The organism is Acinetobacter stercoris, assembly GCF_900323515.1.
Lineage (GTDB): Bacteria > Pseudomonadota > Gammaproteobacteria > Pseudomonadales > Moraxellaceae > Acinetobacter > Acinetobacter stercoris.
On sequence record NZ_OOGT01000076.1, the window covers coordinates 1 to 16,852 of the forward strand.

Annotated in this window: 3 protein-coding genes and 2 pseudogenes; 4 read left to right on the forward strand and 1 reads right to left on the reverse strand. The window is 40.0% G+C overall.

The annotated features are described in order from the left end of the window. Nucleotides 1-39 precede the first annotated feature (39 nt). The 4 genes and pseudogenes from KPC_RS09625 to KPC_RS20900 form a co-directional block, all read left to right on the forward strand. Nucleotides 40-1,791, forward strand: coding sequence for a ShlB/FhaC/HecB family hemolysin secretion/activation protein (locus KPC_RS09625; protein ID WP_121974164.1), 1,752 nt, complete (start codon nucleotides 40-42; stop codon nucleotides 1,789-1,791). Between the two features lie 57 nt (nucleotides 1,792-1,848). After that, nucleotides 1,849-14,961: a hemagglutinin repeat-containing protein gene (locus tag KPC_RS09630; protein WP_171334460.1), complete on the forward strand. Its 13,113-nt coding sequence runs from the start codon at nucleotides 1,849-1,851 to the stop codon at nucleotides 14,959-14,961. 25 nt (nucleotides 14,962-14,986) lie between these two features. After that, complete coding sequence (locus KPC_RS09635; protein ID WP_121974165.1) at nucleotides 14,987-15,364, forward strand: hypothetical protein; 378 nt, start codon at nucleotides 14,987-14,989, stop codon at nucleotides 15,362-15,364. 62 nt (nucleotides 15,365-15,426) lie between these two features. Beyond that, nucleotides 15,427-15,931 (forward strand): annotated as a pseudogene (locus tag KPC_RS20900) (VENN motif pre-toxin domain-containing protein); the annotation flags it as partial. 682 nt (nucleotides 15,932-16,613) lie between these two features. Here the strand turns inward: KPC_RS20900 and KPC_RS09645 are convergent. After that, a pseudogene (locus KPC_RS09645) lies at nucleotides 16,614-16,852 on the reverse strand (IS5/IS1182 family transposase); the annotation flags it as partial.

Here is a 16,852-nt window from a genome sequence, read left to right on the forward strand (position 1 = left end):
GTAATAATTAAGTGTGAAACTTGTCACATTTAATACCTAATGCATACTAAAAATTTAAATAGAAGTCATATTTTTGTCATATTAAGTCTATCTGTTACTTCAGCTCTTGCTGCGGATTTGGATCACCAACGGGCGAAGCTTGAGGCTGAGGCGATGACCCGCCAACAACAGCGCGATCAAACTTTAGAAAAACAAATTCAGCCCGATGCTCAGGTCAATTCAGGTTTGATGCAGACTTTGCAGAAAACGAAACAACTCCGATATCTAAAGTCCAGCAGTGAAACTCCGTGTTTTGAAATAAAGCAGGTAGAATTAAACGGGGATGAAGCTAAGCATTTCAGGTTTGCATTAAAGGCAATTACGCGGGGTGAACACCGGATTATTGGTCGATGTCTCGGGGTAAATGGCTTAAATCAGGCGATGGACCTAGTTCAAAATAAAATTATCAGTCGTGGCTATGTTACCACTCGTGTACTTTTGGAACCGCAAAATATTGCATCTGGAAAGGTCGTTTTGACTTTGATTCCTGGACGAGTGGATCAGGTTTCTTTTGGTGAGGGGACTTCGAAGCGAGCACATAAGTTTAATGCTTTACCCGTTTCGAAAGGGGATTTGTTGAATGTGCGGGATATTGAGCAAGGGTTAGAAAATTTTAAACGTGTGCCAACGGTAGAGTCTGATTTTAAAATTCAACCTTCGGTGAATAATTCAGCACCTGGTTATAGTGATCTCTTACTTGCCTGGCAACAATCCAAGCCTTATCGCTTGCATTTAGGTATTGATGATTCGGGGTCAGAAACAACAGGGAAATATCAGGGAACAGCTACTTTATCCCTGGATCATTTACTGACGTTAAATGATTTGTTCTATGTGAGTTATAACCATGATTTAGGTGGAGGTGACTCCGGGAAGCGTGGTACAGACGGGTATTATATTAGTTATAGCATCCCTTTTGGCTACTGGATGTTAAATACGAATTATAGCCGCTCTAACTATGACCAGAATGTTGCTGGTGATAGTAACCAAAGTTATAACTATAGTGGTGAAAGTAAGTTATTCAATATTGATTTATCACGTGTCATCTATCGTGACTCTCATCGAAAAACGTTTGCTTCTCTTGGTGTCTGGCATCGTGAGTCTCAAAATTATATCAATGATGTCGAAGTTGAAGTACAACGCCGGAAAACAGCTGGATGGAAAGTCAGTCTGGATCATACCGAGTATTTATCGAATGCAACTTTAAACGGCAATATTACTTATAAGCGTGGTACTGGTGCCTTTAATGCCATGCGTGCACCCGAAGAGCAGTTTGGTGAAGCTTTTTCTCGCGTAGGGATTTTGCAGGCGAATGCCAGTTTACAGGTTCCATTTAAAGTGGGGCAGCAAAATCTGCAATATCTTGCTGAATGGCGAATGCAGTCCAGTAATAAACCTCTTACACCACAAGACCGTTTTTCAATAGGTAACCGCTATACCGTACGTGGTTTTGATGGTGAGCAAACTTTGTTGGGTGATCAGGGATTTTTAGTCCGTAACGAGTTTAGTGGAACGATTCCAAAGCTTCCAGTGCAATGGTATGCCGGGGTCGATTATGGAGAGGTTGGTGGGCGTACCACCCGTTATCCAAATCCACTTTCTGGAACGAGTCTATTAGGTTCTGTTCTTGGTTTGCGTGGGCAAGTATTAAAATCTGTCAGCTATGATTTTTTTGTCGGAACTCCGCTTAAGAAACCAAAGGGCTTTGTCACGGATGATGTCACGACGGGCTTTAGCCTGAACTGGATGTATTAATTTAAATTTATTGTTATTGAGCTTTTAAAAAATTATAAAGAATTTAGGTGAGTTGTTATGAATAAGAATCGCTATAGAGTTATTTTTAGTCAGGCGCGTGGACTGTTTATTGCGGTTGCAGAAATTGTTAAAAGCCGGACTAAAGCAGCTGGGCAAAGTGCTGGTCCGGTTCTAGATGATGAATCATCTCAATTTACACCAAATTCTTATAAGAGATTAAATCCGCTTAATTTTGCAGTGATCAGTGTGTTAGGTGCAGTGGTCTATACGATGCCACTCAGTGGTATTGCCAACACTCAAATTATTGCAGACAAATCAGCTCCAAACTCACAGCAAGCAACGATTCTGAATAGTAGTAATGGGGTAACTCAGGTCAATATCCAGACGCCTAGTGCTGGTGGTGTGTCACGAAATACTTATAGCCAGTTTGATGTTGGGCAAAAAGGGGCAATTCTCAATAACTCTCGTAATAATGCCCAAACGCAGCTGGGTGGCTGGGTGCAAGGTAATCCATGGCTTGCAGGTGGTGAAGCTAAAGTCATTTTAAATGAAGTCAATAGTAGTAATCCGAGTCAGTTAAAAGGTTACCTGGAAGTTGCCGGGAAGTCTGCGCAGGTTGTGATTGCCAATCCATCGGGACTGGTCTGTGATGGCTGCGGTGTAATTAATGCCGATCGTTTTACACTGACCACAGGTCAGGCCGTCATGAATCAGGGTTATCTTGAGTCTTTTCGTGTACGTGATGGGCAGGTGACGATTGCGGGTAAGGGGCTGGATGGGAGTTTAACGCCTTATACGGATATTTATACGCGTGCCTTAAATGTCAATGCTGGGCTTTATGCCAATAATTTAAATGTCGTTTTAGGTCAAAATGACGTCAATATCAAAGACCAGGTTACGCCTCAAATAAATGCGGTCACTTCAGGTTCTGGTGATTCTAATAAACCGAATTTTGCGCTGGATGTCGGGCAATTGGGAGGGATGTATGCCGGAAAGATTTTCCTGGTCGGAAATGAACATGGATTGGGGGTGCGTAACGCTGGATCGATCAATGCCATGTCAAATCAACTGACGTTGAACAGTAATGGAGACCTGATCAATACAGGTAATATTATTGCCAATAAAGATCAAGTGCAGCTTAATGCACAAAATATTCAAAACACAGGTAATATCAGTAGTGCCACTTCTCGGGTGACTGTACAAAGCCAAAATCTGGATAATTCAGGCTTAATCAGTACAGCAGATGAATTGCATCTGCAAAATAAGAATGTAATGACCAATACGGGTAAGCTGAATGCTGCACGTATCGTATTGGATACAGATAGCTTAAAAAATAGTGGTTCAATTGAGCAAACCGGCTTGCAAGCATTCGATGTAAAAGCCGGTCAGATGACAAATATTGGCGGTAAAATAGGTATCCCTAAACCAACAGATACGGGTGAGACTGGAACCGGCGGAGGAACCACGACAGAACCGACAGTTCCTACTGATCCATCGCAAGATGGAGGAAGTTTAGGGGTTGTAACGACTGAGGATATCACCCCTAAAACTTATGACAAAGGTTACATCCATGTCAAAAACAATTTCAACAATGACAGTGGTGCAATTGTTGCCAATGGTGGTGTCGATCTCGATAGTAGCAATGGCTTAAATAATCAGGATGGTCAGCTTAATTTAGGTACGGTTAATATTAAAGGTGATGATTTTAATAATGATCGGGGTCAGTTGACTGTAAAGCAAGCAGATATCCAAACGCAACGGTTTAGCAATCAAGCAGGGCATTTGGCATCTAATCAGGCTTTAAAGATACAGGCAAATAGTGCTAATAATCAAAAAGGTAAGATCCAGTCAGTTGAGCAATTGGATATTAATATTGCCAATGAACTGAATAATGCTGAAGGTCAAATTGCTAGCCATGCCGATGTGAACGTGGTTGCATCGAATTTGAACAACACTTCAGGTGTGGTGTATTCAGAAGAACAAGGTGTGCAGGTTAATGCTTATCAAGCTATTGATAATACTGCAGGTTTGATTCAAGCAAAGACCAATCTAAATCTCAATAGTACCTCACTCAACAATACTTCTGGACAGATCATTGCTGATCAGATTACCCAAAAACATACATCAGTCAATAATACTGAAGGCTCAATCGTTGCTCATCAGGGTATCTATAGTAAAGTCGGAAAATTTGATAATAATCAGGGACAGATACAGGCGAAATCTGTTCAGTTAAATCATGATCAATTGAACAATAGCGGTAGTATCTATGCTGACCAAGATTTAACCTTTACAGGCCAAAATCTGCAAAACTCGGGTTCTTTAGCGGCTGGACAAAATCTAAGTCTGAATAGTTCAACGCTACAAAATGATCAAGAGGGATTAATTGCCGCAGGGTTGGATCGAGATGGAAAGCTCAGTGATTCGGGTAACTTGAGTATCCAGGTGGATCAAGCAGATCTACATGGTCAGACATTTGCAGGGAATAACTTAAATGTTAGCTCGAAAAATAATATTAATGCGAGTAATGGACAGCTTCAAGCCCAGAATGTGACTTTGCAAAGCAAGACAGGCAGTGTTTCAACTGAAGCGGCAACGGTCATTGCTAAAAATCAATTGTCTATTGATAGTCAGGATTTCATTAATAACCATAAAGGTCAGTTAAGTGCTCAAAATCTCTCGTTAAATGCTAAACAGCTGGATAATCGTCAAGGTCAGATCCAGCATATTGCTACTGATGATCTTAATTTAAACTTTGTCAAAGGCTTAAATAATCAGGATGGCACAATTCAAAGCAATGCCAATAATATTAATTTAACGACTACAACTTTGAACAATGAGTCAGGTAAATTGATTCATGCGGGTAAGCAAAAGCTTAATCTCCAATTAAATAGCCTACAAGGCAGCCAAGGACAAATTCTGAGTAATGGTGAATTGGAGTTAAATGCTGATCAAGTGGTGCTGGATGGTGCAACGACCTCTGCTGATCAGATCAATATCACTGCAAATAGCTTGAGTCATCAAAAGGGGCAATTGCTACAAAGTGGAACGATGTCTCCATTGGCTTTAGCGATTAAAAAAGAATTAAATAACCTTCAAGGTGTGATTGCAGGACAAAAAGGTTTAGATATTCAAGCAGGTGCAATCAATAACCAGTCCGGGCAATTGTTATCGGGTCAGGGCGATCTAAATTTTGGGGTTCTACAAGCATTAGATAATAGTCATGCTGGACAGATCGTTAGTGGTACGAAAACAAGTATTCAGGCAGGTTCTGTCAACAATAGTCAAAAAGGACAAATCTCGGCGATCGATTCATTAACGATTTCGAGTCTAAATGATATCAATAATGCTTCTGGGCAAATTGTTGCCAATCAAGATGTCTCAATCAAAGCCAATGGGCTGGACAATCATCTTGGGCAAATTGGAACCAGCCAAGGGAAGCTAGAGATTGATACAGGCTCTGGAATATTGAACAACAGCTCTGGATCAATTCAGGCTGAAAAAGATTTGATGGTTAAAGCAGGTAGTATCCAAAACCAGTCAGGTTTGATCAATAGCCAAAGTGCATTGGGTATTAACAGCGGAAAAGGTATCAATAATGATGCTGGGCAGATCATTGCCAAGCAAAATGTCAGATTAAACGGCCAGGGTTTAAGTAATAATGCAGGGACAATAGGTAGTATTGAAGGCAATATTAAACTTGATACAGGGGCGGGTGATTTAAGTAACCAATCTGGTAAGATCCAGTCTGCACAAGACTTGGCAATTAAGGCTCAACATATTGATAACCAGTCTGGGCTGATTTCTGCACAAAAACGTTTAGCATTGGATACACAAGGATTAAATAACAAAAAAGGTCAGATCCAAAGTGGTGACGTGATTAATATCACGGGACAAAATTTAAATAACCAGGGAGGGGCAATCCTGACCAATGCTGATTTGACTTTAAGTATTGATGGCATTCTGGATAACAGTCTAGAAGGAAAATTGTCAGGTAAAAATACCAAGATCAGCTCGGAATCAATAGATAATAGTGGTAAAGGTCAGATCAATGCCAAAGATAATTTAAGCATTACATCTCAACAGTCTATTAACAATCAAACAGGTGTAATGGCTGCCAATCAGGATGTACGAGTTCAAAGCCAGGGTCTGGATAATACCAGCGGGCAAATAGGGAGTGTACAGGGACAGCTGGATATTAATGCCGGGCAGGCTACATTACAAAATACTTCAGGTTCATTACAAGCTGGTGGTCTTTTAAATTTAAGTAGTCATGGTTTAACCAATGATTCGGGCAATATCGTCGCACTTGGTGACAGCACGATTTTAACTACTGGTGACTTGAGCAATCAATCTGGGCGAATTGCATCGAATGGTACATCCAGTATTACAACTGAAAACTTAAATAATCACGCAGGAAAAATTCAGTCTGGTGATCATGCCGATTTGACCTTGAACGTGAAAGGTGCATTGAACAGCAGTGCTGGTCAAATTCATGGTGGAAACAAGCTTAATATCCAAAGTACAACTTTAGATAATAGCCAGAAAGGTCAGATCTCTGCTCAAAATGCTTTGAATATCAAAACTACAGGGAAGATTAATAACCAAACGGGGCAAATCCTTTCGAATCAATCAGTGGATATTGGTAGTCAGGGTTTAGATAATGATCAGGGACAAATTGCGAGTATTCAGGATGGTTTAAAACTTGATGCAGGCAATCAAATCCTGTCCAATCGATCTGGGTTGTTACAGGCTAAAGCCGATTTAACTACAAAAGCTGTAGCTATTGACAATAGTTCTGGGCAAATTAGTTCTCAAGGCAAAATAGATTTAAGTAGCCAGCAGGCGATTATTAATCAAAAGGGACTCATTGTAGGTGAGCAAAGTGTTGATCTGGATGCTCAAGGTATAAATAATAATCAAGGTCAAATTGGTACTCAAGGCAATTTGACAGTCAATACTGGCAAACAGGCCCTGAAAAACCAGTCTGGTATTTTACAGTCCGGACAGGATTTGCAGGTTGTGACAGGAGGTCTGGATAACTCAGTTTCGGGTCAGATCAGTTCACAGGGCAGTTTGAATATACAAAGTATTGGTTTAATCAATAACAATACCGGGCTGATTGCTGCAAATCGTGATGCGATATTGAAAGGTCAAGGAATAGGTAACAGCCAGGGCAAGATCGGAAGTGTTGATGGTAGTCTGAGTTTAAATGCTGGCAATGGCTTATTGAATAATCAATCAGGTTCATTACAAGCAGCACAGTTGATTAAGATCAGTGCCAATGGGGTGAATAACCAGTCTGGACAAATCATTGGTTTAAAATCACTGGTGTTAGATAACCAGAATCAGCAGCTGAATAATCAGAAGGGAGTAATCAGTTCTGATCAAGTGGATATTTCATCTGGTCAGCTTAATAATGAGCAAGGTCTGATTCAGGCAAATAGTGGTATCAGCATAGATACTCATCACCAAGATTTGGTGAATGTGAACAGTGGTCAACAAGGGGGGATTTTAAGTCAGGGTAATGTGACTTTAAATAATGTTGCCAAACTGGACAATAGCCAAGGTTATGTGGCAAGTGGTAAAGCTCTGGAAATCAGTGCCAATCAGATTGAAAATAGTGCTGGTTTATTGACTGCTGGGGAAAATCTAAAAATACAAGGTATTGGGCAAAATCAGTTATTAAATAACCAGTCTGGACAAATCAGTTCAATGGGGAATATGCAACTGAATATTGAACAAATCCAAAATCAGGGCAAGCAAAATGCAGGTGATGCCAATAGTCAGATCATTGCCAGCAATCAATTGACGATCAACAGCAAACAGTTAGATAACCAGAACAGTCAAGGAGATGATGCGAATACTCAAGGCATTCATGCTGGAAGTCTTGATTTAACAGCAGATATGGTGAATAACCAGTCGGGTGAAATCCTAAGTCGCCAAGATGCAAACTTAAAAATATCACAACAACTCAACAATCAATCAGGTCGGATCAATAGTGTAAATGCCTTAAATATTCAGGGTGATGCTTTAGCGATTGATAATGCAAAAGGGCAATTGTTGGCAGGTTCGAATCTGGACATTAAGGCAAAATCCCTTGCAGGTGATGGTCAGGTTTTAAGTTTGGGTGATGCAGAAATTCAGCTCAAAGAGAGCTATCAACAAAGTGTTGATGGACAGTTACAAGCCAATAATAATTTAAGTTTAAGTACTGAAGCAGATATCATCAATGATGGCAAGATCAACGCTGGAAATAAGCTAGAACTGAAAGCTGCCAATATTAGCAATACCGCAGATGCGAGTATTGAGAGCCATGATACAAATCTGGTGGCTAAAGGTCAGATCAATAATACAGGTTTGATCAATGGTGATTACACCACATTAAAAGCGGATACCGTGAATAATATTGGTACAGGTCGAATCTATGGTACTGATGTTGCGATTGGTGCTGTGACGTTAAATAACCTTCCTGATGCCAGTGGTAAAGCACCAATCATTGCGTCACGTGGTGATATGAATCTGGGTGTGAAGGTTCTGAATAATCTTGCCAATACTGCTGACTATGCAAGTCAGGCGCAAATCTTTAGTGCAGGTGGTTTATATCTGGGTGGAGCATTGGATGACCAGCGCAAAGCGACTGGTCAGGCAGATGTGATTAATAATGAAAGTGCGACAATAGAATCATTAGGTGATATGCGGTTGTCTGCAAAGCAGATTAATAACATCAATAAACATTTTACGACAGAACTTGTTGAAATAAGCCGCCAGGATGGATTAATCAAGCATTTCCAGGGTGTTTGGGCAAACTTTGATGGTACTGTATTTAGACAAATGAATCCAGTGGAGGATTGGTCAAAATATACTTATAGTGAAATTATCTATGAAACAAAAACACTGGATTCTGCACCAGCACAAATCAAAGCGGGTGGGAATTTAACTCTAATCGGCGATGATATTCTAAATGACAAGAGTCAGATTTTTGCAGGTGGTGCGTTAACAGTTATAGGAAATGAAATAAAGTCTGACGAAACTAAAGGAGTTAGGCAAGTAATAAATTCTGGTACACAGCGTTTATTTCAGAAATTTGAGAAGGGTCAGACAAATCATTTTGAAATTTCAAGTGAAACAGAAATTGATTTAATGATTTCTCAAACGATTGATCATTATGCTTTAAATCAGGAAAACAAACCGATTGAAGATGTTTCCGGGTCTAAAGCTGCTGATGTGGTGATTGCACAGGATGCTAATGATGATATTAATGCTCTAAAAGCGATAGGTAATAACACCACAGTTAATCAGGATGGGTTGGCTAAAAATAAAGACTTGGGGATAGATGATTCAGGTTCAGTGCAAACTGATGTTAAAGTATCGAATCAGGATCAAGATAATCATCAAATTGACGAAAAAGATCATTCAATTCAAGTTCTTGATGCTGAAGAAAAACAGGGTATTAGTGCTGATCAGGCCAAAGGTAAGGCAACAGCGAATCAAACGATTGCACCTGACCAGACCGGGACGGGCGAAGAGTTTGAAATCCGGACGATTGATGGTCAGAAAGTCAAAGTTCCAAATAATGCTTTATATCGTGTCAGTGGTGATAAACAATCTAGTTATTTGGTTGAAACTGATCCTGCATTTACCAACTACAATCAATGGTTGTCTTCAGATTATATGTTGAAGGCGCTCGGGCTAGATCCTGCGATGCAACAAAAACGCATCGGTGATGGTTTTTATGAACAGCGTATGGTTCAGGATCAGATTGCGAACTTAACAGGCTATCGTTTCTTAGAGGGTTATGCGACTGATGAAGAACAATATAAAGCCTTGATGAATAATGGGGTCACCTACGCCAAGTTATATGGATTACAACCTGGGATAGCCCTTACAGCAGCACAAATTGCCCAATTGACCAGTGATATTGTCTGGCTGGTGGAAAAAGATGTCACATTGCCAGATGGCTCCGTGACCAGAGCTTTAGTTCCTCAAGTGTATGTCAAAGCGCGTGTTGGTGATCTAAAAGGTGATGGAACATTACTTGCAGGAAATAGTGTCAACTTTAAACTCGATGGTGATTTGATTAATAGTGCGACGATTGCTGGTCGCGAAGCAGTTCAGATTACTGCTGATAATGTCAATAATCTCAGCGGGCGTATTCAAGGTAATACTGTGGGTATTACTACACAGAATGATTTGAATAACATTGGTGGGCAAATCAAAGCCAACGATGCAATGGTACTTAATGTTGGCGGTAATTTAAATCTTACAACGACAACCAGAACATCTGAGAGTGAGATTGGTGGATTTAGTTCCAGTGTAACGGGGCTTGACCGTATTGCAGGATTATATGTTAGCAATGGCGTCACGGTTGATCCAGATAAAGCCACACTAGTTGTTGATGTGGCAGGGAATACGGTGCTCAAAGGTGCTGAAATCAGTAATAGCAGTGGTGCGACAGTTCTTGCTACAAAGGGCAATATTGATATTGGTACTGTTGAAACAGGCTATAAGCTTTCTAATACTCTAGATGCTCGAAATAGTTCAGTCAGTCAAAAAACGCAAGAGATTGGTAGTCAAATCAATAGCTCTGGCTCACTGCTGGTCAATGGTCAAAATATTAATATTAAAGGTTCTGGGCTAAACAGTGAACAAGGAACAACTCAGCTTGCTGCAACAGATCATTTAAATATAGAAGAAGGACGTCAAACGAGTCAGCTTGATAGTCAATGGCATAGCAAACATAAAGGAACACTCAGTAGTAAAACTGAAACTGGCTATTTACATGAGACAAGTGATGAAGCAATTGCAAGCACGGTCACTGGTAAGGATGTTTCGTTAAGTGGCAATAATATTGATATCCGTGGTAGTCAAGTTATCGCTGATAACACCACCCAAATTCAGGCAAAAGAAAACATCAATATCACGACAGCGGAAAATACCTATACAAATCAATATGAACAAACGGTTAAGAAATCAGGATTTACAGCAAGTTTATCGGATGGTGTGGCTAGTGTTGGTTATGGGAAATCAAGTTTAAATACCAAAGATGATGGACAGTCTACAACTTTAACGCAAAGTGTGATTGGCAGTAAAACGGGTGATACCACGATTATTGCTGGAAAAGATTTAACTGCCGAAGCTGCTATTTTAAGTTCGCGCAAGGATTTAAATTTACAAGGTGCCAATGTCAACTTAAATGCAGGCTATGAAAGCAATGAACAGTATTCAGAGGTGCATAGTAAAAACTCTGGCATTTCAGTGGGTATCACCTATTCACCAATTGCAGCAGCAGCTTCAAGCTATAAAAAGAATACAGAGAATGGACAGTTTAGCGATAGTGCTGTAGGGCAAGTGATGCAACAAGCCAATGCGATAGATAAAGCGTTTATGGCAGCTAAAACTCCGGTCGTACTCACTGCTGGCAGTCATAAATCAGATCAAACAAGTGATTCGTCAACCACACAGGCAGTTGTAACTCAAGCGAAGGCAGCAGGCAATCTGAATATTATTGCCACTGCGGGTAATATTAATAGCCAAGGTGCACAGCTTTCTGCTGAGGGAGATGCATTACTGCATGCCAAAGATACAATCAATTTAGCTTACGCAACTGATCATCAGGAACAAACGGCCAGTAGTAAACAAAGTGGTTTTAGTATAGATACTCGAGACTGGCTTGCACCAGCAGGGACTTATAACAATAAAGAAAAAGGTGCTGGGGAGGCAGATAAAGTCACAGGTACACAACTTTCAGTTGGTGGAAAAACCATACTACAAACAGAGCAAGGGGATATTAATATTCTGGGCAGTTCAGTTGCTTCACAAGGTGATGTCAATCTTAATGCTGCACGTGATATCAACATCAAGTCCACCCAAAACAGCCAAAGCCAAAGTGAAAGTAGCAAGTCAAGCGGAATTGGTAGTGCGCAAATCTCAGATACCGAGCAGTTCTATGGTTATATGAAAGGGGGCAGCCAAAGTAATAGTAATAGTATCGAACAACAACGTAGCCAAGTGGGCAGTTTAGAGGGCAATGTCAATATTCAAGCGGGCAATAACTATAACCAGCAAGTTGCAGATGTGATCGCCAATAAAGACATTAATATCACCGCGAAACAAATCAATGTGTTAGAAGATAAAAATACAGGATCAACTTCAAGTTCATCGGATGATTTAAAAATTGGTATTTTTAAACGAATTAGTTCGCCGATTTTAGATTTACTCGGTGCTGGAGACAAACTGGCTAACAATAGTCAGGCGGATGATAGAACTTTGGCATTACAAGCAATAGCTGTTGGTGCACAAGGCTATCAAAGCTATAGTGATATTAAAGGTGGCTCATTTGCAAAAGCTGAGGCTGGTATTGGTTTTAGTACCAGTAAGAGTAAACAAACCAGTAGCTATGCGACTTCACAACAAAATAGTATCAAAGCTGGTGGGAATGTTAATCTGACCAGTACCGAAGGTGATATTCATCTACAAAACACCCAAGTGAATGCAAAAGAGCAAATTAGTTTAGATGCTGCCAAAAATATTTTACTTGAGTCAGGGCAAAGTCAGGAAAAAGCAGACGGTAAAAATAGCAATACAGGCTTAAGTGCTGGCGTAGGGGCTTCGATAGGTGCAGAAACGGGTGTGTATATCTATGCCGAAGCAGGTTATGGCAAAGGCAGTAACCATCTTGATAGCAATACCCATAGTCAAACGACACTTGATGCAGACAAGGTTAGTCTAAAGAGTAAAGGAGACACGACTTTAGCAGGTGCGACAGCCACAGCCAATCGTATAGATGCTGATGTCGGTGGCAAGCTGAGTATTATCAGTCAGCAGGATAAAGTAGAACAAGATATTGATCAGGCTGGTATAGGGGGACGTGTACAAGCTTCATTAGGTTCGGCATGGCAAGCATCGGGTAATGTAAATCAATCCAATGCCAATGGTTCATTTAATGGAGTTAATGAACAATCAGGCTTATTTGCAGGAGATGGTGGCTACCATGTCAACGCCGATAGCGTTGATCTCAAAGGTGGCGCAATCGTTTCGACAGCGACGAAGGATAACAATGATTTAACAGCAAATAGTTTGACCTTTAGCAATATCGAGAATAAGAGCAGCTATGATGCAAGCACAGTGAGTTTGTCGGGAGGAACCAGTTTTAATAAGGATAAAGCTGGCTCAACAGATGGCAAAGCATCTAATCCGACCAATAACGATAACTGGCGCAATGCCACCAGTTTTAGCCCAAGCTTACCGCAACAGGAATCGGATAAGGACAGTAGTACCACCTATGCAACCTTGAGTGATGGCAATATCACGATAGGAGGTAAACAAACTACGGTTGAGCAGCTAGGTATTCATAGTGATGCAGCAACAGCTAACCAAAAACTGGATAGTTTACCGAACTTGCAAGACATACTGGATAATCAGAAATCAGTCGCGGATGCGACATCTACAATTGTGGCGGCGGTAAGGACGTATAGTCAGAATCAAGCCGAAGATGCAGCTAAACAGCGCGATAAATTAAAAGACCAAGCAATTAAAGATATGCAGGTTGAAGGAGGAGCAGATTGGGAAACTTATCAAAGTCTTAGTTCTGAAGCGGCTAAACAAGATTTTTTGGTAAAAAAAGATGCTAACTATGCAGATGCCTATAAAGATGCCCAAGCATGGGGTATAGGTGGAGATAAAAGTCGTGCCTTGAATGCAGTCACCACAGCAATTACAGGTGCATTAGGAGGTCAAACAGACTTACAGGTTGTAACCAATACTCTTGCTCCATATGCCTCACAGTTGATTGGTGACAACTTTGGTCATGGAGAAGATAAAAACCAAGCGGCTCAATTGGTTTCTCATGCCATACTCGGAGCAGTTTTAGCGTATGTGAATAACGGTAATCCAGCAGCAGGGGGGACAGCAGCTGTAGCATCTGAGGCAGCAGCAGAGTATTTAACTAATCAATATAAAGATGACCCCAAATATCAAAATGCTGCAGGAGAGTTTGAGGCAAATCGTTTACCAGAAGATATAAAATCAAGTATTCGAGACTTAACTTCAGCGATTGGTACTGTTGTTGGAGGAACAGTTGGAGACTCTACGTTTAATGCACAGATTGCAGGTGTGGTTGGGCAGAATGCGGTTGAAAGTAATACTTATGGGGTTTTTAATCCAGATAAAAAATCATTTAATAGTCAAAAAATGACTGAAACAGTTGCATCTTTGCAAAAATGTACCCACCTTCAATGCTATAACATGGTGTTGGGTAATAATGCAAAGGATGCAATGCAATATGCACCTAAGGAACTCACTCTTAGTGGAAGCAATTATAAAGAAGGACAAATAATTACAAATCCAAATGATGTTACAGGCTTGTTATATACAGTTGTCCGTGAAAATGGCGTACTCAAAGCAAAAATTTTACCCCTTAATTACCAAATTACGAATTCGATTAAAGAGTTATATGACTCTCGTACTATTGTAAAAGGTGGAGCATTAGCAGCACCGATTTCCAATTTAATTATTGGTCTTCATGATTCTGTATCAGGTCAATCATTACTGACAAATGAGCAGTTAAGTGCTGTAGATAGAGCTTTCGCCGCAATGGATGCAGCTGGAAGTTTCGGTATAGTCACAGGGGCTTTTTTACCAAAAGGATCAACAGTTATAAGAAATAATGGGATTGATCCTAAATTGGAGAGTGAAGCCAATTTTGCTGGACAGGTCTCTGTTAGACCAAAAGATGGTTATACACCAATTGGTACTAATCAAGTTAATACACCTTTAGGGAAACATTTAATTGATGCTACAGTTAATAAAAAATCCAAAGTAATCTCTGGAGGACATAATGCTGATAATTTCTATGAAATTTTGAATGCTAATGGTGGTAAGGTAGTGGGGCAACCAACACAAATATCAAACGGTATAATAGAGGTAAAATATCAATTGCCGAATGGGAAAGTCCAACCTAAAACAATTTATGATCCCAAGGTCTATAGTGATGCTCAGATGGCGAACATGGCTAATCAGGCTGCCGCAAAAGCGATTATTAACTACGGTGCGAGCGGTAAAACCAAACAAAATGTAGTGATAAACGGTGTCACTTTTAGAGTGCCAATTGATACTCGTAGTGGAGTGCCTCAAGTACCAACATCTTTTCCTGTTAATCCCAATTCAAAATAAATTGTGTCAACTAAGAGGATTTTGAATGAGCTTTACTTATAAAAGTGATTATTTTAGTTTTGAATATAATGATCCCCAAGCACCATTATTGTATTGTGTTTATGAAATGATAAATGGTGGTAAAGATTTAGAATACTACTTGCGCGGAACGATAGGCAAAGATCCGAGAGAACCTGTTGGAGGAGATCCTGGGTGGCAGTTATATTCTGAGGTTCAAAAGGATGGAAGAGAGTTATATTACGCATGGGTAGATGAAGAAATTATAGGAATTGAACCAAGTGAAGGATGGTATGATGAAAAAACAGTCAAGTTCTATATACGACAAGGTTTGGATAATGTTTTGAAAGAGCAGCCAAACAGAAAAATAGAAATTGAAAAAATATTCAAAAAGTACAATCTATAAGATTCTGATTCTGTAAATAAAACTGCGTAAATGCTTATTTTCCACAAAATGCTAAATATGCCACTGTAAAATGGGGAGTGAGGAGATAAGAGTCGAGCAGTGAATGCTGTTACGGTTGCAATTACAGGCGCACTTGGGGGACAAACAGATTTACAGGTTGTTGCAAATACTTTAGCACCGTATGCAGCTCAGCAAATAGGTGACAAGTTTGGTCATGGAGAAGATAAAAACCAAGCGGCTCAACTGGTTTCCCATGCGATACTTGGCGCGGTTTTAGCTTATGTGAATAACGGAAATCCAGCAGCAGGAGGAAGTGCAGCAGTGGCGAGTGAAGCTGCAGCGATTTACCTTACTAATCAATATAAAGATAAAAAAGAATATCAAAATGATAAGGGCGAGTTTATCCCGAATCTATTACCTGAGGATGTAAAAACACAAATACGGGATTTGACTGCTGCGATAGGCGCAGTAGTTGGCGGTACAGTAGGGGATTCAGCATTTAATGCTCAGATCGCTGGAGTGGTTGGGCAGAATGCGGTTGAGAATAATGTGGATTCTATTAAAGATTATCAGGATGCCAAAAAGAATTCTGACACGATGTATAAGAGTACCTGTGCAGCATTAGGTTTAAGTCCAAGTGACCCAGCATGTGGGCAATATATAAGAAAAGAAGGACTTGAAATTCTGAAAGGTACAGCGATGGTATTTATACCTACTGAACCTTATGAGCTACTTTCTCTTGGAAAAGGTGTTGCCGTAGTATTAAAGGGAACGAAGAAAGTCATAGCTGTATTTAAAGATGTTAAAGCTGCTGAGAATGCTGTTGAAAAAGCAAGGGCAAAATATGAAGCTAGCAAGAAAGTTAATGAATCTTCTGGTTTTAATAAGCTAAGTGAAAAGGCTGAAAAAATAAAAGCTTTTGAACAACTAAAAAAGCAAACTGATACTAAAGTTGCACAAACTCAAAGGAAGCACATTAAAGATGATGCACAACATACTCACGGTAGCTATTTTAATAATAGTCAAGAGGCTCAAAAAGTTTTAGATGCTTTTCATAATAGTGAAGCAAAATTAGTTGGATATAATAAACAAGGGCAAGCAATTGTTAAATATGATGAAATCAAGGGAACTTATTCAACAGTTAATAAGGAAGGTAAAGTTTTTGAAGCTCCTACTAATTATTTTATAATTAAAGGAGGCTTTGTTGCATAAATAAAAATAAAGATGAGTCAGTCTATCTTCCCGATATTTATGCAACAGCGACTGTTTGGGCTGTACCGAGTTGAGTAAATTTATTCAAAATATCGACTCTGATTTGCAAGTCGACTACCTGACGATTAAAGCATCGGCTAGACACCCCTTGTCCAAGCCGTTTAAATGCAAACATTTTGGCTTCTATTCGTGAACGTTGATGATAACCAATATCTCTTTTCCACTGCTTTCGTCCCTTGTTCCAACAGGCTTGTACTGCATGATTCCTTGCTCTGC

Excerpts from the sequence above, each read along its gene's own strand:
- KPC_RS09630 (WP_171334460.1), top strand. The coding sequence starts at position 1,849 with ATGAATAAGAATCGCTATAGAGTTATTTTTAGTCAGGCGCGTGGACTG.
- KPC_RS09625 (WP_121974164.1), top strand. The coding sequence starts at position 40 with ATGCATACTAAAAATTTAAATAGAAGTCATATTTTTGTCATATTAAGT.
- KPC_RS09635 (WP_121974165.1), top strand. The coding sequence starts at position 14,987 with ATGAGCTTTACTTATAAAAGTGATTATTTTAGTTTTGAATATAATGAT.